We start from the raw sequence: 26,739 nt of genomic DNA, 5'->3' as shown, positions 1-26,739 counted from the left end.
CTTCCGCGTTCGTAGGAATAGGTCGCGACCTGTCCTTTGCGGTGGCCGAAGCAATCTGTTTTCTACAAAGCAAACACTAGGCCCCCACCAAGAAAATGCGCAGATCTGGAATACGTATGGGACAGGTCATGCCCTTTCCGTACAAAATCAGCAATCTCAATTTCCTGTTTTTGGGCTCATTTCTGAAAATGAGCCCAAAAACAGGAAGTGAGGATTACATGATATCCGCCAGTTCCAGCCAACGCTCGGTTTTCTTCTCCACGGCATCGGTCAATTCCTGAATGCGCTGCGCGAGTTCGGCCAGGCGTTTGTGGTCTGCCTGGCCGGCGTTCATTTCTGAGATAAGGGTTTCTTTCTCGGTCTCCAGGTTCTCAATCTCTTTTTCCAGCTGCTCGTATTCCTGTTTTTCTTTGAACGATGCCTTGCGTTTGGGCGCTGCGTCTGCTACTGGCTGGGCCACGGGTGCCGCCGGGGCCGCCACGGGTTTGGGAGCGGGCTTGGCGGCTTCTTCGGCTTTCAGGCTTTCGCGTTCCTTGGCCCACTCACGGTAATCTGTGTAATTGCCCGGGAAGTCACGCATTTGGCCGTTTTCCTCAAACACAAACAAGTGTTCCACCAGGCGGTCCATGAAATAACGGTCATGGCTCACAATCAGCAAAGAGCCGCCAAACTGAAGCAGGAAATCCTCCAGAATGTTGAGCGTCATGATGTCCAGGTCATTGGTGGGCTCATCCAGAATCAGGAAATTGGGATTCTTGATCAGCACGCGCAGCAGTTGCAGTCTGCGTTTTTCGCCGCCACTCAGTTTGCTGACAAACGTGTATTGCTGGGCCGGCGGAAACTGGAAATGCTGCAGGAATTGGCTGGCGGTAATGACTTCGCCATTGCCGGTTTCCACCACTTCGGCCACTTCCTTCACCACATCAATCACGCGCTGGTTGTCATTGAAGGTAAGCTCAGACTGCGTGTAATAGCCGAAAACGGTGGTCTGACCGGCAATGATCTCGCCTGAGTCTGGGGCCAGTTTGCCGGTGAGCATGTTCAGGAACGTGGTTTTGCCCGCGCCATTCGGACCCACAATGCCTACACGGTCTTTTTTCCGGAATACATAACTGAAATCATCCAGAATCACTTTATCCCCGAAGCGCTTGCTCAAATGGTCAATCTCCAGAATCTGGTTTCCCTGGCGCGTGCTCTTCACCGACAGCTCTAACGATGTTCGGGTGTCCTTCTGGCTGGTTTTGTCTTTGAGGTCATAAAAAGCATCTACCCGAGATTTGGACTTGGTGCCGCGGGCGCGGGGTTGCTTGCGCATCCAGTCCAGTTCCTTCTTCATGAGCTGCTTGGCCTTGCCCATTTCGGCGGCGTTGGCTTCTTCCTGTTCGGCTTTTTTCTCTACGTAGTAGCTGTAATTGCCTTTGTAGGTATAAATCTGGCCGCGGTCAAGTTCCACAATTTCGTTGGCCACCTGGTCCAGGAAATAGCGGTCGTGTGTAACCATTAATAAAGTAGTCTGCTCAGTGGTCAAAAGGTTCTCAAACCACTCAATGGTCTCCAGGTCCAGGTGGTTGGTAGGTTCATCCAGGATTAACAGATCTGGTTCTTCAATCAAGACCCGGGCCATGGCCACGCGCTTTTTCTGTCCGCCGGAAAGATGGTCCACTTTCACATCCAGGTTTTGAATGCCCAGTTTGCCCAGAATCTGCTTGGTGCGCACCTCGTATTCCCAGGCATGCAATTCTTCCATGCGTTCCATGACCTGCTGCATGCGTTTGTCTGAGGTGTTGGGGTCTTCCAGGCAGGCTTCATAGTCTCTGATGGCATCCAGCACCGCGGTCTGGCCCGAAAAAATGGCATCCTGTACGCTGGCACCCGCCGGGAATTCAGGTTGCTGCCACAGGTAGCCCACGCGTATGCCGCGGCGCACGCTCACTGAGCCTTCGTCGGTGGGCATGGTGCCTGCCAGAATTTGGAGCAAGGTGGTTTTTCCGGCGCCGTTTGCGCCAATAAGGGCAATGCGCTGGCCCCGGTTTATGCCAAAGTTTAAGCCCTGGAACAGCCATTTGTCCCCGAAACTCTTAGATATAGAATCTGCTGAAAGGTAATTCATGGGGCAAAGGTACGCAAACAGAAAGGCCGAAACCACCCCGCTTTGTAAAACTGGCCATACGCAGAAAAGCCGAGACCATTGCCTCGGCTTTTCTGTGCTTTTTCTTTATCTATTTTGAGTAACCCAGCCAATTAGTGGGTATGGCCGTGGTTCATGCTGCTGCCTCTATAAGGAGTACGGTTGGCAGCGCCATGCTCAGGCACCACGCGGGTCATCATGGCTTGTACTACAATAAAAGCACCTACAATCAAGTGGGGCAAATATACGTATTCATCAAAATTGAAGATCCAGGGCGAAGCGGCTAGGAAAATACCTATCAGGTAGTCCATGTTCAAGTGCATGTTAGGGGAGATGGCTCTGATAGCGCCCACTTCCCAGTTGGTGGCTAAATTCTGGATAAGAATCATGGCACCTACAATGATGGGAACCCAGGTTTCGGCGCCGCCGCGGTCAAAGTCTAAGATAAACGGAGCGGCAATCAATAAAAGACCCACCAGGTAATCCATTACCCCATGGGTGCGGGTTGACATTACTTTCATTTTTATTCCTCCTTTTTTAGTTTCAACTTGTAGGGTCTTTTACGCCTTGTTTTTTGAGGTTGTTGCTGAAAAGTGCATTTTTGTTTTGTATTTTAAGAATATGGGTATTTTTACGGATGGCGGTTTTTGCTTACTTTTGGGGCTTGTGTAAATGGGAAAGAACGTAGAAAACCAGCGACGCCCAATTGGTATCTTTGACAGCGGCATTGGCGGGCTAACCGTGGCGAAAGCCATTAAAAAGCAACTTTCGGAAGAGCAGCTCATTTATTTTGGTGACACCGCACACCTGCCCTACGGTGATAAATCAACTGCCGCCATTCAGGCCTACGCGGTAAAAATTTGCGACCTTCTACTAAAGCAGAATTGTAAAGTTATTCTGATTGCGTGCAATTCTGCCTCGGCGGCGGCGTATGAACTGGTGCGGGAATATGTGGGCAGCAAAGCGCATGTCTTAAACGTGATCGACCCGGTGGTGCAATACGTGGGCCAGCATTACCAGCGCAGGACCGTGGGCCTTATTGGCACCAAGCAGACCGTGCATTCCAATGTCTATAAAAAGAAGATTGATGATCTAGACTGCGGCATACACCTGAAATCTCTGGCGACGCCCTTGCTGGCCCCCATGATTGAGGAAGGCTTTTTCAGCAACACAATTTCTGAGAGCGTGATCCAGACCTATTTATCTGACCCCTCTCTGGCTGGCATTGAGGCATTGATCCTGGGTTGCACGCATTACCCGCTAATAAAAGAACAGATACAAGCGTTCTACCAGGGAAAGGTGGAGGTGCTAGATGCCTCAGACCTGGTGGCCAACTACGTGGGGCACGTGCTGCAGCAACTCAACATAGCTTCTGACGCGCTGCAGGGCGAACCACACTTCTACGTGTCTGATTATACGGCTTCATTTGAGGCGTCTACCAAGATTTTCTTTCAGCAAAAAGTGACCCTGGAGCATTACCCTTTGTGGGAATAAAGGCAGCCGAACCTGGTTTTCTTGCCAGTTTCGCGTCTTTTTTGTAGTATTATACAGCCAAGCAGGTTGGTTTTCGTAGAAACATCGGTTTCAGCAGAAACACAGCCTCTTGCCAATCATGAATTAAAAGCACAGATATGAAAAAGCGTTATTTCTACATAGGTGATTTCTCCCGCAACGTGATGCTGCTCAGCGCCGCCGCGTGTCTGGGGTTCTCCACCGCCTGCTCAGACAACCGTTCAAGCCAACAAGAAGCATCCACCGAATGGAACTCTGGCGAAGCCGCCCCGGCCTACTCCCAGGGCGTGGTCACCGAACTAACGGAAATCAATCCCAATGAATGGAAAATCACCGATGAAACGCCCGCCGAGGCCGGAAAAGTGATGGCCATTCTTAAGCACAACAACGGCACCGTAGACACGTTGCAAGGCTTGGAGCTGGAGAAACGCATGCAGGAGTACACGCAGGCCAACCCCACCAACACCGGTGGGTTCAGCATGATGAACGTGCTCATGTGGAGCGGAATCGGGTACATGGCCGGCCGAATGATGACGCCAAACCGCGCCTATTACGCCAACCCCAACACCATGCAGCGCACCGAGGCCTGGCGCCAGCAGACCGGCGCTGAGCGCTCACGCGGGGCGCAGGCGTTCAGAGGAACTTCCGGCGCGTACAGCCGTCCGGCTGCCACTGGCAACGTGCGGTCCTCGCGCCCAACCAACAGCCGTTCCGGTTCGTTTGGAGGCCGTTCCGGTGGCTTCGGTAGCTAAGTTAATTTCTTAACACAACCATCTTTATTTTCCGTTTTCGGGCTCATTTTCAGAAATGAGCCCGAAAACGGATTTCCTTGTTTTACACGCACTCTCCAAAAATAAGCTTTACTCACATGTCAGCAGAACAGCCGTCCACCGTTCACCTGTTGCCCCACCACGGCGATGTCACCCAGATGGTCAAGCAGATGGGCTGGGAATGGGTAGTGGAGGAAGAATGCCAAACGTACCTTTCCGGCGAAGCCGTGATTCTGTCCCAGGCATCGGCCGATGCGCTGCTGGAAGCCGCCACCACGCTCTACCAGATGATGGTGGAGGCCGTGCCCGATGATTTGCCCGACGATTTCCTGCGCAAGATGGGCCTGCCCGAGCGGCTGTGGCGCGGCGTGCGCCATTCCTGGAACGATGACCGCTATTGGCACCTGTATGGGCGCTTTGACTTCGCGCAGACCGCTGATGGCATTAAGTTATTAGAGTTCAACGCAGATACGGCCACTTCCATTCCGGAAACGGCGGTGGTGCAGTGGGCCAGCCTGGCAGCGGCTGGCAAGAACAATAGCCAGCAGGCCAATGGTTTGTATGAAGCGCTGGTGGAACAGTTTAGAACCTGGCTGGGTTTGAACCCGGAATTGGAACCCGCGCTGTTGCTGGTGTATTTAGGAGGAAGCAAGGAAGACTACACCAACTGCCAGGTGTTGGCCGAGGCCGCCCGCGAGGCCGGTTTTGAAACCCACGTGTGCCCCGTAGACGAAATGGAAGTGTCTACTTTAGGCGCCGAGCGAGGAATCTGGGCGCAGATTGGCGCCGAGCAATGGCGGCGGTTCCCGTTTCTGTTCAAGCTGGTGCCCTGGGAGTTGTTCGCGCAGCTGGAGCCGGACCTTTGCGCCGATGTGATTGACTTGCAGTTCAGCCGCACGGTGGTCATCGCCAACCCTTTGTATTCCTTGATTTTCCAGAGCAAAGGTTTCATGGCCTGGTTGTGGCAGCAGTTTCCGTATCACCCGCTTTTGTTGCGCACCGAGTTTCAGTCGTTCTCAGGGAAGTCTGTGGAGAAACCTTTTTTCGGCCGCGAAGGCCAGAACATCACTGTTCGCCAGAACACCGACATTTCCTCCACCACCGGCGAGTACCGGAACCAACCGCACATCTACCAAGCCTGGGCTGACTTGCCGCGCGACGCCAACGGCTACCTGTACCAAGCAGGAGTTTTCTGGGCCGGCGAAGGCTGCGCCATCGGGTTCCGCCGCGAGCGCGGTATTATTACTAATCTGTCACAGTTTGTGGCGCATGTAGTGGAAGGGTAGAGTAGCCCACAGCCCATTTTTGTAGAGACGCAATACCTTGCGTCTCACGCGTGCTGGTAAATATGTCTCACGTGTGTTGATAAAAATAAGGAATGCGGGAGACGCAAGGTATTGCGTCGCTACAAGGTAAATTCTATGCTCCTTTCAGGATGACAAAAAATAGGATTATGGAAGATTTTCCAGAAAGGAGAATGATTTACTTCTGCATTTTGGAAAACCATAGATAAAACTATCTGCCAATTCCATGGAAACCCAACCGCTAATTCTTCTGGCCAGTGCCCGCAAAGACAGCAACACGCGCCGGTTAGTGCAGAAGGTATTCCAGGAGACGCCGCACCAGTTGCTGGATTTACTGGAATACCAGGTGCCGCCGTACCAATATGAACAGGAATATCCACCAGGAGATCAGTTCCTGCTGTTGGTAGAGAAAATGCTGGCGCACCAGGTGCTGGTATTCGCGACGCCGGTGTACTGGTATGCCATGTCTGGCAGCCTGAAGAATTTCTTTGACCGGTTCACAGATTTAGTCACCACGCACAAAACCTTGGGCAGACAGTTGGAGGGCAAAACTATGTTCCTGGTGGCCGTGGGCGCAGATGATGCCCTCCCCGACGGGTTTGAGGTGCCGTTCAAGCTCACGGCCAAGTATTTGAATATGAAATTTGGGAGTACGCTTTACGGCTCTACCGAGGAAGTGGAAACCGATCTCTTCCATCTGGGCAACCTCCGTGAGTTCCTGCGCGAGATGCAGGAAGCCCAGAAAAATGCCTAGCTGAATTTCTTGCCTTCGCCCACGCGCTCTACGGTTTTCAAGATGCGGGTGTCACGGGTTTCGGGGCGTTTGGCTTCGGTGACCCAGCGTACGTATTCTTTGCGGTGCGTGTAGGCCAGTTTCTCAAAGGTTTCCAGTTGCTGGCCTTCAGATAAAGCTAGTTTCAAATCCTCTGGAATCACAATCGCGTCGCGTTCCACAGATTTCAGGGCGGTACCAGCTTTGAGTTGGGTGGCGGCTTTAATGTATTCTATGAGCACGGGCACGTTCACTTGGTCAGGACTGGTGAATTTGATGCTGCGCATGGTTTTGGCGTCTTGGCTGCTGGTGAAAATGCCGTGCGGGTCGGGCAGCAGCGCGCCTTGCGTAAACGAGAGGTTCACGTGCTGCTTGAACACGCCAACGGCGCAGACCATGCCGGGGCCGGGTTTTTCGTAGACGGGCGTGTTCCATTTCCAGGTGGCTTTCAGGTCTGGGTCGGCGGCGGCAATGGCTTCGCGCAGCAGCGTGCAAATGGGTTGCGCAAAGGCCGGGGCCTTTTCATAAAATGCCTCTATTTTCTGTTCTTGCTCTTGGGCGGTCATGGTTGCCATTTGACTTGTGTGGAAGAAGTAGTACAACTGTTTTCGGCCTCATTTTCAGAATGGAGCCCGAAAACGGGTTTACCATTTGGCGGTGATAAAGCCTTTGGTGGTGAATAGGTCATCTGGCAAAGAAGCCGGGAAACGCATGTTGTAATACAGTTCATGCATGGTGGTCTTGCCGTTGGTGGAGAAGGTGAGGTCGGTGGCGATCCAGTTGCCTTTCACTTTCTGGTAGCCTTTTACATCCACCACGCTTCTGTTTTCGCCAGACTGTCTTACCGTTTGCAGCAGCCACAACTTCTCCTGGTCAATGATGAAATGGCTGGCTTTCTCCTGGAAGTTTCGCACGCCCACCACGTACACTTTCTTGCCCTGCCAGGTGGTGGCGAAGACTTTGTTGAGGTCAATGCCGGCTTCCTGCAATTGCGTGGCGCTCCTGTGGGCAGGCTGGTGGTACACGTCAAAGGCCAAGACCAGCAGCTCATGCACACGCCGCCGCTTGTTCTGCAGTGCGTTGTTTTTAAACACATATTGGCTGTCCTGGGCATAGAGCGCGCCGTTGCCGCCCGTGAAATCATTGAACTTGATTACCAACCTGCCCGGGAACGCGATGGCCTCGTGCCAGACTTCCTGGGTGGAGTCCTGGGCGCTTTTGTAGACAATGGCCTTTTGGTCAAAGGTAAAATAAGGATCAAACTGCCCTTTGTATTTTTGGTGCATCTGCTCCAGTACCTCCTTTCCTGTGAGCGGTGCAGGCGGCTTGGCCATGAATACACTAATCCAGGAAAAGAGAATGGTCAGAAAGACAGGCAGTTTCATAAATATTTGGGTTAGCGGTACCTAAAGTAAAAAGATTTTCTGAACGATGAAATGCCGGAGGTTAGGAGCTTTTAATTTCTGTGGAAGGTCAAGGAGTTCGTTTTTCCGTTTTTGCCCTCGTTTCTGGAAATGAGCCCGAAAACGGTTTTTTAATTTGTTCGGTGTTAATAGGAGCCAATGACTTAAACTGCGTCTCAACCAGCTTTTGTGCATGCCATTTGCTTTCCTTCCAAAAAACCGCTTATCCCTTGCCTCACAAGACTGCCTTCGCCGTTGTTGGGGTTATCACCAACTACCTGAACTGTGGTCTCAACCAGCTTTTGTGCACGCAATTCGCTTCCCTTCCAAACTCCCGCTTATCCCTTGCCTCACAAGTCCGCCCTTTCCATAGCCAGGCTCCGAGCGCTCACGGCCGCGAGGCCCCGCCTTCCCCTCTCGCGCTGTACCAGCTCCCTGGTGCCTCTGCCACCCGCCTGCCGGCGACGGAACCTGCTTAGGCGCTCGATGGAAAGGCTGGAAAGGTACAGTTTGAAAGGCAGTCTGCGTTTTTGGCATCAACAGTGCCGCCTGCTCAAAAGACCTCACAGGTTTTGGAAACCTGTGAGGTCTATGCCAGTTGCGTTTCCGGGCTCCAAATTGGAAATGGAAACGAATCTGGAATTCTGTTGCCGGTTGTGGAGACCAGGCACTGCCTTGTCTCTACGGTGGAGGGCCCGACAAGCGCTTACTCAAAAGATCTCGTAGTGTGCGCAGCTCCTACGAGTGTCTCCGCCAATTGCGTTTTTGCCCTCGTTTCTGAAAATGAGCCCGAAAACGGATAAGAAAAAGCACCTTCGTATCTTGCGGCCGCTGCGTATAGTACCCGTAGATTTTCAGATACCAGATAGCCATGTTCCAAACCACCAAAGCGCCCCTGCCTGAACGCATGCGCCCCCACAACCTGGACCAATATGCCGGTCAGCAACATTTGGTAGGCCCCAAAGGCGTTTTGCGGCGCTACATTGAGGCAGGCATGGTGCCCAGCATGATTTTCTGGGGACCGCCAGGCGTAGGCAAAACCACCTTGGCGGGCATTATTGCGGGGCAACTGAAAGTGCCTTTCGTGGCCATGAGCGCGATTAACGCGGGCGTGAAAGACATTAGAGACGTGATTGACCAGGCCCGAAAACGGCAAGGAACCGTGTTGTTTATTGACGAAATCCACCGCTTCAACAAGTCACAGCAAGACGCGTTGCTGGGCGCGGTGGAGAAAGGAACGGTGACCTTGATTGGGGCCACCACCGAGAACCCATCGTTTGAGGTGATTCCCGCGTTGCTCTCCCGGTGCCAGGTGTACATACTGAAATCTCTGGAGAAAATTGAGTTGGTGGAACTGGTGCAGAAAGCGCTCACGCAGGACGAAGTGCTCAAAGCCCAGGACATAGAAGTGCAGGAATACGAGGCATTGTTGGCCATCTCGGGCGGCGATGCGCGCAAGCTCCTCAACCTGCTTGAGATTGTGATTGACGGCAGCACCAAAGGCGAAAAGTTGCTGATTACCAATGACCTGGTCAAGCAGATTGCGCAGCAGAACCTGGCGCTCTATGACAAGGGTGGCGAAGCCCATTATGACATTATTTCGGCGTTCATCAAATCCATGCGCGGCTCAGACCCCAACGCCACGGTGTACTGGTTGGCCCGTATGGTGGAAGGCGGCGAAGACCCCAAATTCATTGCCCGCCGCATGTTGATCATGGCGTCTGAAGATATCGGCAACGCCAATCCCACGGCTATCATCATGGCCAACGAATGCTTTCAGGCGGTAAACGTGATCGGTTACCCGGAGTGTGATATTATATTGTCGCAGTGCGCTATTTATCTGGCTACTTCGCCTAAGAGCAACGCCGCGTACAAAGCCATCCGGACGGCGCGGGCCATGGTGCGGGAGCAGGGGAGTCCGCCGGTGCCGTTGAACCTCCGGAACGCGCCCACCAAATTGATGAAGGAGATCGGGTACGGAGAGGCTTACCAATACTCGCATGACTACGAAGGCAATTTCAAGGCCCAGAATTTTTTGCCAGATGAACTTAAAGGCACCATTTTCTTTAACCCCGGCAACAACGCCCGCGAAAACGAAATGCGCAAAAACCTGCAAAACCAGTGGGCTGGGTGGTACAGTTATTAATGTGCTAATTTTTTAATGTGCTGATGTGCTATTTCCTTAATTTGATGATTTGAAAATGTGGAGATTAGAAAATGTGAAAACATCCTTTTTTGAGGTCACCCTAAGCGCAGCCGAAGGATCTAATGAGGAATCCACTTTGATTTTATGTTAGGATAATTGTCAATGCCTATTTGGGCCCTTTATCACAATTAGGAATAGGTAGGAATGTTTCTTTGTTAGATCCTTCGGCTGCACTCAGGGTGACAAGTAGATAATGGTTGTGGTTTGGCCTTCATTTCCGAAACAGAGCCTAAAAACAGGATAACTTCCCTCTTCCTCTTTCAACTAAACACTAACAACAAATCACCAGCAAAGGCAGTCAATTATTACGTCTTTTTCCCTTTCCTAAACAGGTTCATCACCAAATTAGCACATCACCAAAATTCTAAGTAGCACATCAGCACGTTAAAAAATCAGCACCTTAGTCCAGCCAATACCGCACGCCAAATGAGAGGGTCATGATGTTGGGATAACCGGGCACGAAGGAGGTGGAGAAATCTGTTCTCTCTGACAGGCGGTAATTGTATTCCAGTTCGCCGGCGTACCAGATCATGCGGTATTGCCATTTGTCAGAGGCGTCACCCCCGAAGAACGAGGTAGAGAGATTGTAACCTTCCAACTTAGACCAGTTGCGGCGGTAGACCAGGGTAGGGCCCAGGCCTCCGTTCAACGAATGCCGGCCTGCCTCAAAAATCACCGCGCGCAGCCCCAGGTGTGTGAAGCCAGCCAGTTGCATGGCGCAGTCGGCATAGAGGGCTTGCAGGGCTTTCACTGAGAATTTGGTGCCGCCTAAGAAATGCTCATAGCCCACGCTGGCGCCCACATTCATGACAAAATAGCCTTTGCCGTCGGGGTTGAGGGGCATGAGTTCGGCGTTGTCATCGCCCTTGGGGTGCAGCGTGAGCCCGAAGTACTTGAAATTCAGGTTACGGCGGTATTGGGCCTCTCCAGCAAAAGGCGACAGCAACAGCAGAATGAAAACGAGCCAGCGGTACATATGTGTTCCTATACGGGAAACCGCAAATTTGGCTTTTTGAAAGTGAAGGTGGTGACCAAGTAGAAGAAAAAAGGTTCCTTCGGTCTGCTAAACCCATTACATACTTGGTTTTGGTTTTTCGCCGGGAATGATCATTTGGGTTGAATGCTTTCTCTGCCTAGAGTTACGCTAGCGCTACACTTTAGGCAGAGAACCTGGAAGTGATTCTTGGAAAGTTAATTATCAGCAATAGAAATCAACCATCCACCCGCTTCAAAGTCAGAAGGAAGGCGGGGAAATTATGCGTTTACTTTCTGCCCATTTACTTGCGCCCTAGTTAGTGTTTTCATCAACAAGCAGAACAAGGGTTACGAATGATGTTACCATTGCAACGTTACTGGGCTTCTGGCTATAAATGAAGAGTGAGTTTCCCGTTTTCAGGCTCGTTTCTGGAAATGAGGCCCAAAACAGATTACGCCGCGACCGAAGGAAACAGGGTTATTTCTGCGCTAATCCAATTCCTTGTAAATTTCTATTCTACAACTTGTAAGGCTTTTTCCCTTTCATCGACTAATAACCCAGACGAACAACAGGCCGGGCACGTGCAGCTAAATCCAATAGCAGTATGTACATGGCTTGACAACATTAACCTATGCGACAATTTTTTAAGTTTGTGCTGGCCACCATTGTGGGCCTGTTTTTATTTGGCTTTGTGGGCTTCCTGATCCTGGTGGGCATTGCCGCCTCGGCCTCAGACGACACCGTGACCATTGCCAATAATTCAGTATTGGAAATCAAGTTAAGCCAACCCGTAGTGGAACGGGCGCCCCGCAGTCCGTTTGCCGAGCTGGGGATGGGCGATGTGTTTGGCGATAACGGCATTGGCCTGGACGAAATCAAAGCCTCCATCAGAAAAGCCAAGGCAGATGATAACATCAAGGGCATTCTGCTCAAAATGGACTTCCTGAGTGCGGGCATGGCCTCTACGGAGGAAATCAGAAACGCCCTGCTGGACTTCAAAAAATCAAAGAAATTCATTGTGGCCTACAGCGAATTCTCTACCGAGAAAGCCTATTACCTGGGCTCCGTGGCCGACCGCTTCTACCTCAACCCATCAGGGGCCATTGAATTGAACGGTCTGAGCTCAGAGGTGATGTTCTTTAAAGGCTCCCTGGAGAAACTGGACCTGCAGCCGTACATTTTTAAAGTCGGTGATTTCAAAAGCGCCGTGGAGCCGTTCATCTTAGACAAAATGAGCGAGCCCAGCCGCCTGCAGACGCAGTCTTTCCTCAATTCCATGAACAACTACATGCTGCAGAACCTGGCCAAGACCTTGAAGAAAGACGTGGCCGTGGTGAAGAACATCTCAGACTCCATGCTGGTGCACAACGCCGAAGACGCCAAGCGCCTGGGGTTGGTCACGCATCTGGGGTATTATGATGAGGCCACAGATTTCATGAAGCAGAAAGCCGGCATCGCCAAAGACAAGGAACTCAAGCTGGTGAACCTGGGCCGCTACAAAAAAGCCGCCGACCCTGAGAAAAAAGACGGCGATTCATCCAACAAAATTGCGGTGATTTATGCCTCCGGGGAAATTGCCGGCGGCGAAGGCAGTGACAACAGCATTGGCAGCGAAGGTTTGTCTAAGTCCATCAGAAAGGCCCGGCTTGACAAAAGCGTGAAAGCCATTGTGCTGCGCATCAACTCGCCGGGCGGAAGTTCTCTGGCCTCAGACGTGATCTGGCGCGAAGTGATGCTGGCCAAGAAAGTAAAGCCGGTGATTGCGTCCATGTCTGACGTGGCTGCCTCCGGGGGCTACTACATTGCCATGGCCGCCGACACCATTGTGGCGCACCCCACCACCATTACCGGCAGCATAGGCGTGTTTGGCATGATGGTGAACATGGAGAACTTCCTGAAAAACAAGCTGGGCATTACCACAGATCGCGTGAATACCGGCAAGTTCTCAGACGTGCCCTCGGTGACCCGGCCTATGACCGCCTATGAGAAAATGCACATTCAGCGCGAAGTGGAACGCATCTACGAGGATTTCACCACCAAAGCCGCCAAGGCCCGCAACATGCCCGTGGACCAGCTGAAGAAACTGGCCTCGGGCCGTGTGTGGTCTGGCCTGGAAGCCAAAGAAAACGGCCTGGTAGATGTGCTGGGTGGCCTGGAAACCGCCATTGCCATCGCCGCCAAAAAAGCCGACCTTAAAGAAGGTGATTACCGCCTGCGCAGCCTGCCGGCGCAAAAATCCTTTATGCAAAGCTTCTTCTCAGACACGGAAACCCAACTCAAGCACCGCGCCCTGCAACAAGAACTGGGCGCCGCCCTGCCGTATTACCAGCAATACCAGAAGGTAATGCAACTGCAAGGCATACAGGCCCGCATGCCCTTTGAAATCACCATTGATTAGAATTGATTCAGAGCTTTCCCCTGCAAAAGAGGCTGCCCCTGGCAGTCTCTTTTGTTTTAGATGAAGTAGAAACGCTATATGCAGATGGTACGGACAGGGCTTGACCTGTCCTAAACTCTGTCCTGAGTCTTAGGCTTGCTATGCCACAAAATAATATCCCCTGCGGGAAGGCGTGAAAATCAGCAATGCGTACTGATCAGAAATGCGGGGGTGTCCAGTTCATGACTCGTCTCTACGGTTGCGCTGCCTTAGCTTCCGTTTTTGGGCTCATTTTCAGAAATGAGCCTGAAAACGGAAGCCTTTTCTACTCTTCAGGGCCTTCTTAACATGTGGCATACTTTCCAAAACATAATAATCTTAACAACTACGGAAAGGCCTCGTATTTACTAGGCTGGCGGCGGTTGGTGCAAGGCAACCTGGTGTTCTTTTTCAGAAGTAAAAGTTGGCGTCGGCGGCGAGTGTTTTATTCAACGGGGCTTTACGGTCCGGCTTAAAAAATAGATAACATGGAGAATAGAGAGGTAGGTTCTAGGAGCAGTCATTTGCTGGAATTAGGCGATAGTGACTACCAGGTGCGGCAAGGGGAGCCCGATGTACGGGGTTGGCAGGTGGTCACCACCCAGGGTCTGCTGGTAGGAAACGTGACCGAATTACTGATTGACCGCGCGGCTCAGAAAGCCAGTTACCTGGTGGTGGCTCTGGCAACGGAACAAAATCAACCGCCTTACGCTGTCTTGGTGCCGGTGGGGCCCAGCGTACTGCAAGCCCCAGAAAGAACGGTGCTGGTGCCGCATGTGCCGGAACAACAGTTGTTGGCGTTGCCCGCCTATGAAAAAGGCCAGGTGACGTCTGCCATGGAGACCATGGTGCTGCGGGTGTTTATGGAGGGCCATGTGCATGTGCCAGGCTCCGCGCTCCCGGGCCAAGCGCCAGACTTGCCAAATGGTATAATTGACCAGCATGAGCCAGCCACGCTAAGAAAGCCTATTCCAGAAATTACGCTAACACCTGTGGAGAAGCAAATTACGGAAGTGCCTCTGGGGCCCGCTGCGGAAAAAGCTTCTTTGCGCCCTTTTCAGGAAGGTGCCCTTGTCTTGCCAGAGCTAACCGAGATACCGGTGGTGACCAAGCAGGCTTTTGTGGTGGAGGAGGTAGTCCTCCACAAAGAAACCGATGAGCAAGAAACCCACGTGCACACTTCCGCCCGTAGCACAGCCGTAGATGTACAGCTATTCAACTCCACCTCGCCGGATGCAGATCCCACATCTACACCTGAAAACACCAAATAAACTCTTTAAGCACATGCCTTTTCCAGTTAAAAATGGTAAAGGTTAAAAATTCAGAATTATTAATATAGTCATATTGGTATTAATAGCGGTTTCCAGGTGTAATTAAACTGGGTTTCCTTAAATGATCTGTAATTCAAATAGTTGCTTGTGGATAATGTGGTTTTAAGCAGAGTTTATATTTTGTATGATTAAGATAGTAATTAAAAAATACAAAAATATCAAACCAATCAAAGCCATTGCCGTTTAGCCTTTTATAAAACGAGCCAATGGAACCTACCCCTAACCAATCTCATACATCAGGCAATGATCCTCGGGCAAGGGAGCAACAACACACTGCTTCCCAGGACGGCGCTTCCACCATCATTCCAGTGATAGAGGAAAAGGTAATGATTGACAAAGAGGTGGTGGAACGTGGTAATGTAAAAATCACCAAGATTGTCAATGAGCAGCAAGTGCCGGTGAACTTACCCTTGTTGCAGGAAGAGCATGACATTCAGCGGGTGCCGGTTAACCAGTTTGTAGAGACGCCGCCCCCGCCCATTCGCCATGAGGGCAATACCATGATCATTCCTATTCTGCAGGAGGTGCTGGTGGTAGAAAAACGCCTCATGGTGGTAGAGGAACTGCACATCACCAAGCAGCAGGTCACCACCCAAGAGGTGCAGCACGTCACCCTCAAGAAAGAAGAAATCATTATTGAGCGCACCAGCCATGACCAGGCCGGTGCGGCACCCTCCCAAGCATAATTTTCACAAGTAGTATATCCCCCAATTTTTTTAACCTTAATTCTAAAACTATGAGCAAGACAGTCATTGGTATTTTCGACAGTTCATCAGAAGCACAGAGAGCCGTACAGGAATTGCGTACCCTGGGCATAGACAATAGCAGAATAGACGTATCCAGCGCCACCAACGGAGCCACCGGTTCCTCTTCGTCAGCAGCAGGGTCAACCACCACCAATGCGTACCAGGAAAAAGACGATGACAGCATCTCTGGGTTTTTCCGGTCTTTGTTTGGTGCCGATGATGATGACGCCCGCGCCTATTCACACGTGGCCCGGCGCAGCGACTGCGTAGTGACCGTGCATGCGTCCACAGATGAGGAAGCCCGCCGTGCCGCCACCATCCTTGACCAGTACGGTTCTGTAGATGTAAACGACCGCGCCGCCCAGTACGGCTACACCAGCAATAACTGGACAGGTTCTAACCAGCAGCAGACCACCGGCGCTATTCCTATCATTGAGGAAAACCTGCAGGTAGGCAAGCGCGAAGTAGAGACTGGCGGTGCCCAGATCAGAAGCAGAATTGTGGAACGCCCCGTAGAGGAGCATCTGCGTCTGCGGTCTGAGCACGTGCGCGTAGAACGCCGCGAAGTAGACAGACCCGCCACCGAGGCAGATTTCAACAACTTTAAAGAAGGCGAACTCAATATCACCGAGCGCGCCGAAGTTCCGGTAGTAAACAAAGAAGCCCGCGTGGTAGGCGAAGTGGCCTTGAACAAAGAAGTGGAAGAGCGTGAGGAAGTGGTGAGAGGCACCGTGCGTTCTACCGAGGTAGATGTGGAGAACCTCAACAAAGACACTACCCGCACCCGCCAGGACGGCACACAGCCAGGGTATTCTTCTGACCAAAACCGTTCTGTATAATTAGCTAACAGATAATTTTTGAAAAGGCTGTTCCCATTTTGGGGCAGCCTTTTTTTTATGCCTTGCAAGAAAGGATTTGCCTGCAAAGAACAAGGCAACAGCGTTCCGTTTTGGGGCTCATTTCCGGAAATGAGCCCCAAAACGCAGGCGGCTTAGGAAAATCCCTTTCAAAAAATTCTTTCGTCAGCCTAAGTTTTTCAATTGTTCAAACACGCATTCCGTCCCCCTTTGAAGGGGGTAGGGGGATGACAAGGCAGTTTGAAGAACCATCAGCTAGTGGAATAGCCCCTTACAAAAAAATATCTCGGGAATGCTTGTAACCGAGAAGAGTGATCATCCCCCAACCCCTTCAAAGGGGGAAGAAATGCGTGAATCAGAAATGCGTGGGGCGTATGCGATACGCCCCTACACAATCAGACACGCGTGGTAATCAGGAATGCGTGGGGACAGGTCAAGACATGTCCGTACACAATAGTCCGAAACACAATAGTCCGTTTTTGTGCTTAATTCTGGAAATGAAGCCAAAAACGGGAATGAAACCTGTAGAGACCAGGCATTGCCTTGTCTCCCGCGCATTCCTGAGGGCCGCTTTAATAACGGGTGGCTTTTAAAACCCGGCGGAATTTCCGTAGCTTTTGGGGGTAAAACCCGTTACGTCCTGCATGATTTCTGCCACGCCATCTTCTATTAAGCAACGCCTGAACAAAGCCTACCGCCTCATCAAACCCAAACGCGCCGCCATGGAGGTGTTCAAGGGCAATCTGGTGCAGCTCCTGAACCGCATTGATGACAAAGAAACCGAGGAAAACGTGAAAGGCCACCTCATGGATTTCCTCAAAAATACCTTCTACAACCCAGACCATTTGGTGGCCACCAAGGGCAAGACAGATTTCGTGCTGCACACGGGCAAAGAGGCCAAAACCCCGGCGGGCGTGCTGTTTGAGGTGAAACGGCACAGCAACAAGAGTGACATGGTGACCAAAACCAACCTGAACGCCAAGGCCCTGCACGAACTCATCTTGTATTACCTGCGCGAACGGCTAGACGGCCAGAACACCGACATGCGCCACCTGGTCATCACCAACATTTACGAGTGGTTTGTATTTGACGCGCAGGATTTTGAGCGGCTGTTTGGGAAGAATACGCAGCTCAAAAAGGACTATGACGCCTGGAAAACCGGCCAGAAAGTAAGCAACAACACAGACCATTTCTACAAAGAGATTGCCAAACCTTTTCTAGACACGCTGCCCGAGGAACTGCCTTTCACCTATTTCAACCTCAAGGATTTTGAGAAGGCGCTGCGTAACCAAAACCAGAAAGACGACAACCAACTCATTGGCCTCTACAAGATTCTGAGCCCGGTGCATTTGCTCAAGCTGCCGTTCACCAATGACAGCAACAGCTTAGACAAAGGCTTTTACAGTGAATTGCTGCACCTCATCGGGCTGGAGGAAACTAAGGTGGGCAACAAGAAACTGATTCAGCGCAAACCGCCGGAGCGGCGGCAGGAGGGAGCGTTGCTGGAAAACGCCATTCTTACCATTGAGTCAGAAGACCGGCTGCGCAAGTTGAACCCGCCTTCGGCGTATGGGGCCACCGAGGAGGAACGGCTGTTCACGGTGGCGCTGGAGCTGTGCATTACCTGGGTCAACCGCATCTTGTTTTTGAAACTGCTGGAAGCGCAGTTGATTAAATACCACCGGGGCGGCGCGGGCTATAAATTCCTGAACTATGCCACCATTCCGCAGTATGATGAACTGAACAAGCTGTTCTTTCAGGTGTTGGCGCGGCGGCCGGAGCAGCGCACCGGCGCTATTCAGCAGAAATACGGGCACGTACCCTACCTCAACAGTTCTTTGTTTGAGCCCACCGAGCTGGAAGATGACATTATCAGGGTCAACAGCTTAGATGACATGACCACCTTGCCGCTGCACCCCAACACCGTGCTGCGCGATGCCAAAAACAAACCCGTGGCCCAGAGCCTGAACGCACTGGAATATTTGCTCCGGTTTCTGGATGCGTATGATTTTGCGTCTGAAGGCCGCGAAGAGATTCAGGAGGAAAGCAAAACCCTGATCAACGCCGCCGTGCTGGGCCTTATCTTCGAGAAGATCAACGGGTACAAAGACGGCTCCATTTACACGCCCGGCTTTATTACCATGTACATGTGCCGGCAGGCCATTCGGTTGGCGGTAGTGCAGAAATTCAACGAAGCCTACAACTGGCAGGCCCAGAACTTCGACGACCTCAAGAATTACCTGGCCGACCACAAAAGCGCGGCCAAAATTCTGGAATTCAACGCGCTGCTCAACAGTTTGCACATCTGTGACCCCGCCGTGGGCAGCGGGCACTTTCTGGTGAGTGCGCTCAATGAACTCATTGCCGTAAAAGCCGAACTCAAACTGCTGGCCGACTACAAAGGCGTGCGCCTCACAGAGCATGACGTGAGCATTGAGAACGATGAACTGATTGTCACAGACCTGCACACGCAAGATATTTTTGAGTACACCGTGAGCCCCGCCGCCCAGGGCAAAGGGCTGTACATTGCCCCCGAAACGCAGCGCGTGCAGCAGACGCTCTTCCATGAAAAGCAGACCATTATTGAGAACTGCCTGTTCGGCGTAGACATCAACCCCAACTCTGTCAAAATCTGCCGGTTGCGCCTCTGGATTGAACTGCTTAAAAATGCATATTATTTGCCCCACCCTAAATCCCTCCCCAACGGAGAGGGACTTTCAAGTGCTCCCCTCTCCGTTGGGGAGGGGCCGGGGGTGGGGCTCAGCAGCCCGGTGTGCTACGCCAGCGCGGCGGGCTTGCGTGATGGTTTTGCCCAGGTCAGCAACCAACCAGAACTGCAGACGCTGCCCAACATTGACATTAACATAAAGCAGGGAAATTCTCTATTGAGCCGGTTTGGGCTGGACACAGACTTGAGCGAGGCGCTGCGCGGCACCAAGTACAGCGTGGCCCAGTACCGCAGCTTTGTGCAGGAATACAAGAACAGCCACAACAAAGACCGCAAGCGCGAGCTGGAAACCATCATCAACCACATTAAGGCAGATTTCCGGACGGAGATTCAGCGCAATGACCCCAAGGTGAAACGCCTGCAGAAACTCACCGGCGAACTGCAGGTGCTCACCACCCAGATCCCCATGTTTGAGCCCAGCGCCAAGGAGAAGAAAACCCGGAAACAGCAGCAGCAGAAACTGGAGCAAGACATTGCCGCCCTGAGCACGGGCATTGACGAAATCAAAAGCAACGCCATTTACCGGAACGCCTTTGAGTGGCGCTTCGAGTTCCCCGAGGTGCTGGACAACGACGGCAACTTTGCTGGCTTTGACGTGGTGATTGGGAACCCGCCGTATTTAAGATTACGAGATGATAAAACCTCAATTAGAAATTACTTTCTAAAAAATTATACATCTGCAGAAAATCAACTCGATTTATATCATTTATTTATAGAAAGAGCTAAAATGATTGCGCACCAGGAAAGTGTTATATCATTTATTATTCCAAATACTTTTTTAGGAAATGAAAATTGCAAAAACTTAAGAAAATTTATTCTTGAAAATCTAAAGTTATATTCAATTATTGATTTTAAAAAACAAGTATTTGATGATGCTTCTGTTGAAGTAGTTATCGCTAACTTTAAATTAACAGGTTCTAATGATAATGGTTCCTATATTATATTAGATGATAACGGATTTAGAGAAGTGAACAAGTTTTCTGCCGAAAAATTTAGAGAAAATACAAACTACAATTTTACAATTACTTTAGATGCAGGTTTAATATCAGTAATTGATAAAATTAATTCCAAATCTCAGAGAGTTGAAGATTTGTTCGATGTGATATCTGGAGTTAAAGAGTACCAGATAGGTAAAGGAACTCCTAAACAAACAGAAATTGAAGTAAAAGGCAGAGTCTTTAATTCAAATGTAAAGCTAGATGAAACATATTTGCCTGAATTAAGAGGAAAAAATATTTTAAATTATATAGTCAAATGGAATAATGAATATTTAAGTTATGGAAAGTGGTTAGCTGAGCCAAGACAATTTTACCAGTTTCTAGGAGCAAAAATTTTAATACGACAAATTCCAGGAAGTACTAAACTTGTTGTGGCCTACACTAGTGATGATTTTATTGTTGATCAAACTGCCTATGTGGCAAAACTGAAGAGCAAAAATGATGACTATATAAAAGTTGTTTTAGCCTTGTTAAACTCAAAATTGGTGTTTTGGTATTTTCAAAATACTAATAATGAATTTGATAAATTATTTCCTAAAATTAAAACTAAAGAATTTAAATCATTGCCATTATTTAAATTTGAAAACAGTTTAGACCAAAATGATATAATCGTACTCGTCACCCAAATCCTCGACCTCAAAAAAGAAAACCCACAGGCAGACACGGCTTCGCTGGAAAGGCAGATAGACCAACTGGTGTACCAACTCTATGACCTCACCCCCGAAGAAATTGCCCTGGTAGAAGCCAGCTAAACCCAAGCACGTACAACAAGATGAAAACAATTCACCTGCGCGCCACGTGGTATTTCCTGTTTCTGGTTCTGCTTTCCTTCGGGTGTACAGAGGAAGAAGAGGAACCCAAGCAGTACCTGTTAACCAAAATCACGCATCGGGTGGGCGATGACCGCCATGCTGGTAGTTTTTTCAACGGCGTGCGCACGCTTCAATACAACGCTAATGGAAAATTGGAGGCCTTTACGTTCAATGATAAAAATAATGCAGCGCATTTTACCAACACGTTCACCTATACCGCAGAGGGCAAACTTGAAACCATTACAGATGCAGCTACCTTAACTAAATTTATAGAAGTGCTGACCTATGATGCCCAAGGAAGAATTGCTACGTCAAAAGGCTATGCGCATAGGAATTTCACGTATGAATATGGCGCAGATGGGAAAATGACGGCTTTTGTGAATTTTGACGGCCAAGCCATTGCCTACGCCATTGTCACAGAATTTGACGCCAATGGCAACGTAGTGAAAGAGGAAATTTTCAAGTCCAATTCCTTGAAAACCATTTTAGGGAAAATAGCTTCCTTTGCCTATTCCTATGATGCCCAGAAAAACCCCTTGCAAGGTTTGACTAGCCCCGTAAACCCCCTTTTTGGCGTGCCCTCTACCTATTTAGATTTTGGCTATACCAACGCGGCGTTTTTTTACAGCCCCAATAATATTACCAAGCTAACCATTGACACCAACGTGTCTGGCACCCCTACCAGTACCACCTATGCATTCACCTATGAATACAACAAAAACGGGTACCCTACGGTCATTCGGTTTGGGCAAGATGTGATGGAACTGGAATACGGATTTCTATAAATTTCCTGTTTTGGGGCTCATTTCCAGAAATGAGGCCAAAAACGAATCTGTCACTACCGGTGCAAGAAAGCCCGGAAGTATGTGAACCAACCGCTGCCTTGGCAACGTGAAAAGATTAACAGGGGCGCTTTCTTCATGTTTTCCGTTTTCGGGCTACATTTGTGAAACGCCGCCCAAAACGCGGCGCCCACCAACCATTACGCAACATGCTACCGCACCTACAAGAAGCCACCACGTACATACAGCAGCAAATAGAGCAGTTTCAACCAGACTTCGGCATAGTGCTGGGCACGGGCCTGGGCGCGCTGGTGCAAGACATTGCCGTGCAGTACGCCCTGGACTACCAGGATATTCCGCATTTTCCGGTGTCAACGGTAGAGAGCCACAGCGGCAAGTTGATCTTTGGCCAGCTGGGCGGCCGAAACGTGGTGGTCATGCAGGGCAGGTTCCATTACTATGAAGGCTACACCATGGAGCAGGTGGTGTTTCCCATACGGGTCATGAAAATGCTGGGCATTCAGAAACTGCTGGTGAGCAACGCCGCCGGCGGCCTCAACCCCCAGTTCAATACCTCAGATTTAATGGTCATCACAGACCACATCAACCTGCAGCCCACCAACCCACTCATTGGCAAGAATCTGTCCACGCTGGGGCCCCGCTTCCCAGACATGAGCGAACCCTATGACCCCGACATGATCTCCCAGGCCCTGGATATTTCTGAGCGCCATAACCTGAACGTGCAGACCGGCGTGTACGTGAGCGTGCCCGGCCCCATGCTGGAAACCAAAGCCGAATACAAGTACCTGGGCCTCATTGGCGCCGATGCCGTGGGCATGAGCACCGTGCCCGAGGTCATTGCCGCCGTACACATGAACCTGCCCGTCTTTGCCGTTTCTGTGATCACAGATATGTGCGTGCCCGGCAAGATCAAGAAAGTGATTTTGCAAGACATTCTAGACGCCGCCGCCCAGGCCGAGCCCAACATGACCTTGTTAATCAAAGAACTCATCCAGCGCCAACCCTAAGTAGCTATGGCAACCCGTTTTAGTGCTCATTTCCAGAAATGAGCCCTAAAACAGAAAAGCCCCGGCCTGATTTCCTGTAAGGATTTCAGACCGGGGCTTTACTTGAAGAATAGTATTAGTGAATGAAAATCAACACGCATTTCGTCCCCCTTTGAAGGGGGTAGGGGGATGATGACTTTAAATGAATTTGCTTTCCCGAGAATCAGACTTTCTTGTTAAAATTAGTTAGTAGTCGGGCCTACAACTGGCCTTATCATCCCCCTACCCCCTTCAAAGGGGGACGAGATGCGTGAAGTAAATCTTAATAGTCCATTGAGATTTCCGTTTTAGGGCTCATTTCCAGAAATGAGCCCGAAAACAGAAAAGCCTCCGCTTGATGCCCGTGGGGGAAATCAAGCGGAGGCTTTTTTTTAATGCGAGGTTCTGCTATTTCAAGATCAGTTCCTTGGTGACGTAGTTCAGGTGCGTGAACACGCCGTAGCCGCCTACCACGGTATTCTGGATCGCCACGGGCTGCGCGAAGGGGTTGCCGTTGGAACGGCGGGCGTCTTCGGTGCTGCTGATAAAGCGGTAGTAAGCCTGGTCTACGTGGTAAAGCTTTAGGTTGAGCGTGTCGTCTTTCTTGAAACGGTAGGTGGTGGTGTAGGTGATTTTCTGGCCGTTGCGCAGGCGGTCGGTGATTTCGGCGTCCATGCGGCTGTTGGTGTTGTCCACGGTGGAAGTGTCTTTCTGGTGGGCCAGCAGGCGGTAAAAGTTTTCGGCGGCGGGGTCGTCTTGCCAGCGCACATATAGATAGGCCTCTTTCACGTTGTCGGGTTTGTCATTGAACTTGTAGCCCACACTGTCAAAAGGCACGGGCGGCAGAATCTTGGTGGAGCCGGTCACGCGGCGGCCTCTGGGGTCGGTGATTTCCAGGGTATAGACATCGCCGGGTTTGGCGTCAATGAGCACGGGGTTGTGGTAGTTGTAGGCCTTTCGGTTTTCCTCATCTACCTGTAACCGGAACGTGAGCTTGATGGGCGCTTCATTGTTTTTGGTGATAAGCACGGTGGCATCGTCTACAATGGTGGGCTGCACGTTGTCAAAATAGCCGGTAGACTCAGACAGTGCCATTTTAATGGGTTTTCCGTTCTCCAGATAGCACTCTACTACCAGTTGCGCGGGTATTTTAGGCAATTTCACCTCAATTTCCTGCTCCATGTCACAGGCCGTGCAAACCGCCGCCAGAAACAGGGTCAATATCAGCCTACCGTTAAAAAAAGTTTTCATTAGAACTTGAAATTATAGGTCACAGACGGAATTATGGGGAACAAAGACACCTGTTTGGCCGCAAAGCCCGTGATTTGGCGCGTCTCTTCGTCTTCAATGGTTTCAAAATACACAAAATAGGGGTTGCGGCGGTTGTAGGCGTTGTACACGCTAAAGGTAAGGTCTGCGCTGCCGCGCTTGGGCCGCAACTTCCAAACCAAACCTAAATCTAAGCGGTGGTAAGCCGCCAGCCTGAACGAATTGCGGTCTGGGTAAATGGGCACCACCACAAAATCTTCGCCCTCCACGTCTTGCACCAGAATGCGCTGTACCGGCAAAGAATAGGCGTTGCCCGTGCCGTACACAAAGGTGGCGGTGGCGCTTATGCGCTTGTTCACTTCTTGTATGGCCACTATGGAAATGTCATGCCGCCGGTCAAAACGGGTAGGGAAGGTCTTGCCGTTGTTAATGTCTGGGAAGGTGCGGTTGGTCCAGGAGAGGGTGTAGCCCACCCAGCCGGTGGTGCGGCCGTTTTTCTTCTCCACGTAAAATTCCTGACCATAGCTTTCACCGGTGCCAAAGACAAATTCGCCCTCCAGTTCTGTGTTCCCGAACAGCTCTGCGCCGTCACGTAAATCCAGTTGCCGGGTCATGTCTTTGTAATAGGCCTCCGTGCTGAACAGCCAGTCTTCTTTGTACACTTTGGTGAGGCCCAGCGCCACCTGGTCAGAGAGCTGCGGTTTTACGCCGGGGCTAGACGGGTACCAGATATCAGTGGGCAACGAAGCGCCGGAGTTAGACACCAGATGCACGTACTGGTACATGCGCGTGTAAGAACCCTTGAGCGTGAGTGTTTCATTTAAACGGTAACTGGCGGCGGCGCGCGGCTCCAGGCCCGTGAAGTTCTTACCCTTGTTCACAAACCCCGACACGCGCAAGCCATAACTCAAAGTCAGGCTGGGGCTCAGTTCCCAGTCATCTGAGGCGTAGGCGCCATACTCAAAGCCGGTGTAGGTATTGCCCGCGTTCACGCTCACAGATCCGTCTTCGCTGCCAGCCTGCAGGCGGCCCACCACAAACTCATGGTTGGTGCCAGAAAGGCCAAATTTCAAGGTGTGGTTCTCTTTGGGGCTCCACTCAAAGTCGGTTTTGAGGTTAATGTCTGAGATCTGGGAGGTAAGGCTGAAACTGAAAATGTCCAGCTGGTTTTTGATCTCATAAGAGTATCTGGACGAGGTGAGCGTAGTGTTGGAGAAGAATTTAGGCGAAAACTGGTGTACCCAGCGCAGAGAGCCCACCCGGTTGCCCCAGTTGAAATTGAAGTTGAAGTCGGCGTCATTGAAGGTGAAAAAATCACGGCCGTAGTACCCGCTAAAGAAGATGCGGTCTTTTTCGCCCAGTTCAAAAGAAGCCTTGGCGTTGAAGTCATAGAAGTAATAATCTGGGATGGGCGCCCATTCTGGGTCACTTTCCTGAGATTTGTTGATCAGGCGCGTGAACACGTCTACATACGTTCTTCGGCCGGAGATCAAGAAGGAGGATTTGTCTTTCTGAATAGGGCCTTCCACCGTCACCCTTGAGGCTATCAAACCCAGACCACCAGACACGTCATATTCCTTGCGGTTGCCTTCGCGCAGCTTTACGTCCAACACGCTGGAGAGCCGCCCCCCAAACTGCGCCGGAAAACCGCCTTTGTAAAGCTCCACGCCCCGCACCGCATCTGGGTTGAACACACTGAAAAACCCGAACAAGTGGCTGGGATTGTACACCAGGGCGTCGTCTAACAACACTAAATTCTGGTCATTGCTACCGCCGCGCACAAACAGGCCGGTGCTGCCTTCGCCGCCGCTCTGCACGCCCGGTTTCAGTTGCAAGGTTTTGATGATGTCCACTTCCCCGAACAGCGCGGGCAGAAGTTTGGCCTCACGGGCGGTCAAGGTTTCCACACTCATCTGGGGCGTGGTGAGGCGTTGCTGGTATGAGTTGCGCTCGGCTTCCACCACTACTTCATTGAGCGTGTTGGTGGTTTCTTTCAGTTCCAGGTTGAGGCGGGTGTTGGCGGTGAGTTTCACGTCCCGGAGTTCAGTCTGGAAGCCCAGGTAGGAGAATTGGACCTGGTACGTGCCGGGTGCCAGGGAGAGGGAATACAGGCCGTTCACGTTGGTTTCTGCGCCGGTGCCCAGGCTGGGGACGGCCACGGTGGCGCCAATGAGCGGTTCGCCGGTGGTGGCGGAGCGCAAGGTGCCGGTAAGCGTGACTCTGGCCTGAGCCTGCCCCGTGTGGGCATACACCAGCAGCGCCAGCAAGGCCGGCAGCACACGTTTTAAGAAAGGCAAGGGTACAAGTTGGGCAAATGAATACACGTTTCTAGTAAATGTAGCTACAGGCATAACGCCCAGACGCTTGATTTGTTTTCAGCTGATACAGAAAAGATTGCGCTTTGGTTGGCCTACTAAGAGCATGTTTAAATTTGCCTTTTGCGCTGCAATACGGTATCAACAGAACCTGACTTCACCATTTTTTCTCACCATAGCGCTGCTATGCTGCTCAAAAAGGGCTTTGCCAGAACCTATTGCTACCATTTTTCGCCTGCAAAATCAAAATTTAAACAAGCTCTAAACAGAACCAGCCACAGTCTCTTCTTTTGGCGGATGCCTGGCTCCTGGCCCCGGGTTTTCAAAAAGACACCTCTACTTGACCGCTCATGCTGGGTTTTCCCCTA

19 protein-coding genes are annotated in these 26,739 nt (G+C 51.0%); 12 read left to right on the top strand and 7 right to left on the bottom strand.

Features of this window, described 5'->3' with window-relative positions; genetic code table 11:
* Positions 1–214 precede the first annotated feature (214 nt).
* Together IMY23_RS07230 and IMY23_RS07225 are read right to left on the bottom strand one after the other, a co-directional pair.
* Entirely contained in the window at positions 215–2,110 is a 1,896-nt protein-coding gene (locus IMY23_RS07230) for an ABC-F family ATP-binding cassette domain-containing protein (protein ID WP_192821440.1), read from the bottom strand.
* Between the two features lie 131 nt (positions 2,111–2,241).
* A complete protein-coding gene (locus IMY23_RS07225) occupies positions 2,242–2,649 on the bottom strand; it encodes an SPW repeat protein (protein WP_192821439.1) in 408 nt (135 codons plus the stop codon).
* 151 nt (positions 2,650–2,800) lie between these two features.
* Between IMY23_RS07225 and murI the strand changes: the two genes are divergently transcribed.
* The 4 genes from murI to IMY23_RS07205 all read left to right on the top strand — a co-directional run bounded on the left by murI (position 2,801) and on the right by IMY23_RS07205 (position 6,468).
* Positions 2,801–3,622: a glutamate racemase gene (gene murI / locus IMY23_RS07220; protein ID WP_192821438.1), complete on the top strand. Its 822-nt coding sequence runs from the start codon at positions 2,801–2,803 to the stop codon at positions 3,620–3,622.
* 137 nt (positions 3,623–3,759) lie between these two features.
* On the top strand, positions 3,760–4,392 hold the full coding sequence (locus IMY23_RS07215; protein ID WP_192821437.1) for a hypothetical protein: 633 nt from the start codon (positions 3,760–3,762) through the stop codon (positions 4,390–4,392).
* Between the two features lie 116 nt (positions 4,393–4,508).
* A complete protein-coding gene (locus IMY23_RS07210) occupies positions 4,509–5,696 on the top strand; it encodes a glutathionylspermidine synthase family protein (protein ID WP_192821436.1) in 1,188 nt (395 codons plus the stop codon).
* A gap of 244 nt (positions 5,697–5,940) precedes the next feature.
* Positions 5,941–6,468, top strand: coding sequence for a flavodoxin family protein (locus tag IMY23_RS07205; protein ID WP_192821435.1), 528 nt, complete (start codon positions 5,941–5,943; stop codon positions 6,466–6,468).
* On the opposite strand, the gene IMY23_RS07200 is transcribed toward IMY23_RS07205, so the two are convergent.
* Together IMY23_RS07200 and IMY23_RS07195 are read right to left on the bottom strand one after the other, a co-directional pair.
* Positions 6,465–7,061, bottom strand: a complete 597-nt coding sequence (locus tag IMY23_RS07200; RefSeq protein ID WP_192821434.1) for a DUF1801 domain-containing protein — start codon at positions 7,059–7,061, stop codon at positions 6,465–6,467. The two genes, IMY23_RS07205 and IMY23_RS07200, sit on opposite strands and share 4 nt — an antisense overlap.
* Before the next feature lie 69 nt (positions 7,062–7,130).
* On the bottom strand, positions 7,131–7,871 hold the full coding sequence (locus IMY23_RS07195; RefSeq protein WP_192821433.1) for a hypothetical protein: 741 nt from the start codon (positions 7,869–7,871) through the stop codon (positions 7,131–7,133).
* 889 nt (positions 7,872–8,760) lie between these two features.
* Between IMY23_RS07195 and IMY23_RS07190 the strand changes: the two genes are divergently transcribed.
* Positions 8,761–10,035 carry a replication-associated recombination protein A gene (locus IMY23_RS07190; RefSeq protein ID WP_192821432.1) on the top strand — a complete coding sequence of 425 codons (1,275 nt, stop codon included), beginning with the start codon at positions 8,761–8,763 and terminating at the stop codon, positions 10,033–10,035.
* 460 nt (positions 10,036–10,495) lie between these two features.
* On the opposite strand, the gene IMY23_RS07185 is transcribed toward IMY23_RS07190, so the two are convergent.
* Entirely contained in the window at positions 10,496–11,071 is a 576-nt protein-coding gene (locus IMY23_RS07185; RefSeq protein WP_192821431.1) for a hypothetical protein, read from the bottom strand.
* Between the two features lie 631 nt (positions 11,072–11,702).
* On the opposite strand from IMY23_RS07185, the gene sppA reads away from it, so the two are divergent.
* From sppA to IMY23_RS07150, 7 genes are all read left to right on the top strand, one after another.
* The gene (gene sppA, locus IMY23_RS07180; protein WP_192821430.1) at positions 11,703–13,469 is read left to right on the top strand and encodes a signal peptide peptidase SppA; all 1,767 of its coding nucleotides are present in this window, start codon (positions 11,703–11,705) and stop codon (positions 13,467–13,469) included.
* 506 nt (positions 13,470–13,975) lie between these two features.
* Positions 13,976–14,758, top strand: a complete 783-nt coding sequence (locus tag IMY23_RS07175) for a DUF2382 domain-containing protein (protein ID WP_192821429.1) — start codon at positions 13,976–13,978, stop codon at positions 14,756–14,758.
* Positions 14,759–15,024: 266 nt separating this feature from the next.
* Complete coding sequence (locus IMY23_RS07170; RefSeq protein ID WP_192821428.1) at positions 15,025–15,504, top strand: YsnF/AvaK domain-containing protein; 480 nt, start codon at positions 15,025–15,027, stop codon at positions 15,502–15,504.
* 50 nt (positions 15,505–15,554) lie between these two features.
* Positions 15,555–16,403 (top strand): YsnF/AvaK domain-containing protein, encoded by an 849-nt coding sequence (locus tag IMY23_RS07165; protein ID WP_192821427.1) that lies wholly within the window; start codon positions 15,555–15,557, stop codon positions 16,401–16,403.
* A gap of 662 nt (positions 16,404–17,065) precedes the next feature.
* Positions 17,066–20,899, top strand: a complete 3,834-nt coding sequence (locus IMY23_RS07160; protein ID WP_192821426.1) for a TaqI-like C-terminal specificity domain-containing protein — start codon at positions 17,066–17,068, stop codon at positions 20,897–20,899.
* Positions 20,900–20,919: 20 nt separating this feature from the next.
* A complete protein-coding gene (locus tag IMY23_RS07155) occupies positions 20,920–21,744 on the top strand; it encodes a hypothetical protein (protein WP_192821425.1) in 825 nt (274 codons plus the stop codon).
* Positions 21,745–21,950: 206 nt separating this feature from the next.
* Positions 21,951–22,769, top strand: coding sequence for a purine-nucleoside phosphorylase (locus IMY23_RS07150; RefSeq protein WP_192821424.1), 819 nt, complete (start codon positions 21,951–21,953; stop codon positions 22,767–22,769).
* Positions 22,770–23,195: 426 nt separating this feature from the next.
* Here IMY23_RS07150 and IMY23_RS07145 read toward each other — a convergent pair whose 3' ends face one another.
* A complete protein-coding gene (locus IMY23_RS07145) occupies positions 23,196–24,038 on the bottom strand; it encodes a DUF4249 domain-containing protein (protein ID WP_192821423.1) in 843 nt (280 codons plus the stop codon).
* A complete protein-coding gene (locus IMY23_RS07140; protein WP_225986439.1) occupies positions 24,038–26,353 on the bottom strand; it encodes a TonB-dependent receptor in 2,316 nt (771 codons plus the stop codon). Before IMY23_RS07140 ends, IMY23_RS07145 begins: the two co-directional genes overlap by 1 nt.
* Positions 26,354–26,739 lie beyond the last annotated feature (386 nt).

This window comes from Rufibacter sp. LB8, from assembly GCF_014876185.1.
Lineage (GTDB): Bacteria > Bacteroidota > Bacteroidia > Cytophagales > Hymenobacteraceae > Nibribacter.
This window is presented reverse-complemented; position numbering and strand designations above follow the sequence as displayed.

Excerpts from the sequence above, each read along its gene's own strand:
- IMY23_RS07160 (WP_192821426.1), top strand. The coding sequence starts at position 17,066 with ATGATTTCTGCCACGCCATCTTCTATTAAGCAACGCCTGAACAAAGCC.
- IMY23_RS07145 (WP_192821423.1), bottom strand. The coding sequence starts at position 24,038 with ATGAAAACTTTTTTTAACGGTAGGCTGATATTGACCCTGTTTCTGGCG.
- IMY23_RS07155 (WP_192821425.1), top strand. The coding sequence starts at position 20,920 with ATGAAAACAATTCACCTGCGCGCCACGTGGTATTTCCTGTTTCTGGTT.
- IMY23_RS07165 (WP_192821427.1), top strand. The coding sequence starts at position 15,555 with ATGAGCAAGACAGTCATTGGTATTTTCGACAGTTCATCAGAAGCACAG.
- IMY23_RS07215 (WP_192821437.1), top strand. The coding sequence starts at position 3,760 with ATGAAAAAGCGTTATTTCTACATAGGTGATTTCTCCCGCAACGTGATG.
- IMY23_RS07195 (WP_192821433.1), bottom strand. The coding sequence starts at position 7,871 with ATGAAACTGCCTGTCTTTCTGACCATTCTCTTTTCCTGGATTAGTGTA.
- sppA (WP_192821430.1), top strand. The coding sequence starts at position 11,703 with ATGCGACAATTTTTTAAGTTTGTGCTGGCCACCATTGTGGGCCTGTTT.
- IMY23_RS07200 (WP_192821434.1), bottom strand. The coding sequence starts at position 7,061 with ATGGCAACCATGACCGCCCAAGAGCAAGAACAGAAAATAGAGGCATTT.
- IMY23_RS07205 (WP_192821435.1), top strand. The coding sequence starts at position 5,941 with ATGGAAACCCAACCGCTAATTCTTCTGGCCAGTGCCCGCAAAGACAGC.
- IMY23_RS07210 (WP_192821436.1), top strand. The coding sequence starts at position 4,509 with ATGTCAGCAGAACAGCCGTCCACCGTTCACCTGTTGCCCCACCACGGC.
- IMY23_RS07185 (WP_192821431.1), bottom strand. The coding sequence starts at position 11,071 with ATGTACCGCTGGCTCGTTTTCATTCTGCTGTTGCTGTCGCCTTTTGCT.
- IMY23_RS07225 (WP_192821439.1), bottom strand. The coding sequence starts at position 2,649 with ATGAAAGTAATGTCAACCCGCACCCATGGGGTAATGGATTACCTGGTG.
- IMY23_RS07170 (WP_192821428.1), top strand. The coding sequence starts at position 15,025 with ATGGAACCTACCCCTAACCAATCTCATACATCAGGCAATGATCCTCGG.
- IMY23_RS07190 (WP_192821432.1), top strand. The coding sequence starts at position 8,761 with ATGTTCCAAACCACCAAAGCGCCCCTGCCTGAACGCATGCGCCCCCAC.
- IMY23_RS07230 (WP_192821440.1), bottom strand. The coding sequence starts at position 2,110 with ATGAATTACCTTTCAGCAGATTCTATATCTAAGAGTTTCGGGGACAAA.
- murI (WP_192821438.1), top strand. The coding sequence starts at position 2,801 with ATGGGAAAGAACGTAGAAAACCAGCGACGCCCAATTGGTATCTTTGAC.
- IMY23_RS07150 (WP_192821424.1), top strand. The coding sequence starts at position 21,951 with ATGCTACCGCACCTACAAGAAGCCACCACGTACATACAGCAGCAAATA.
- IMY23_RS07175 (WP_192821429.1), top strand. The coding sequence starts at position 13,976 with ATGGAGAATAGAGAGGTAGGTTCTAGGAGCAGTCATTTGCTGGAATTA.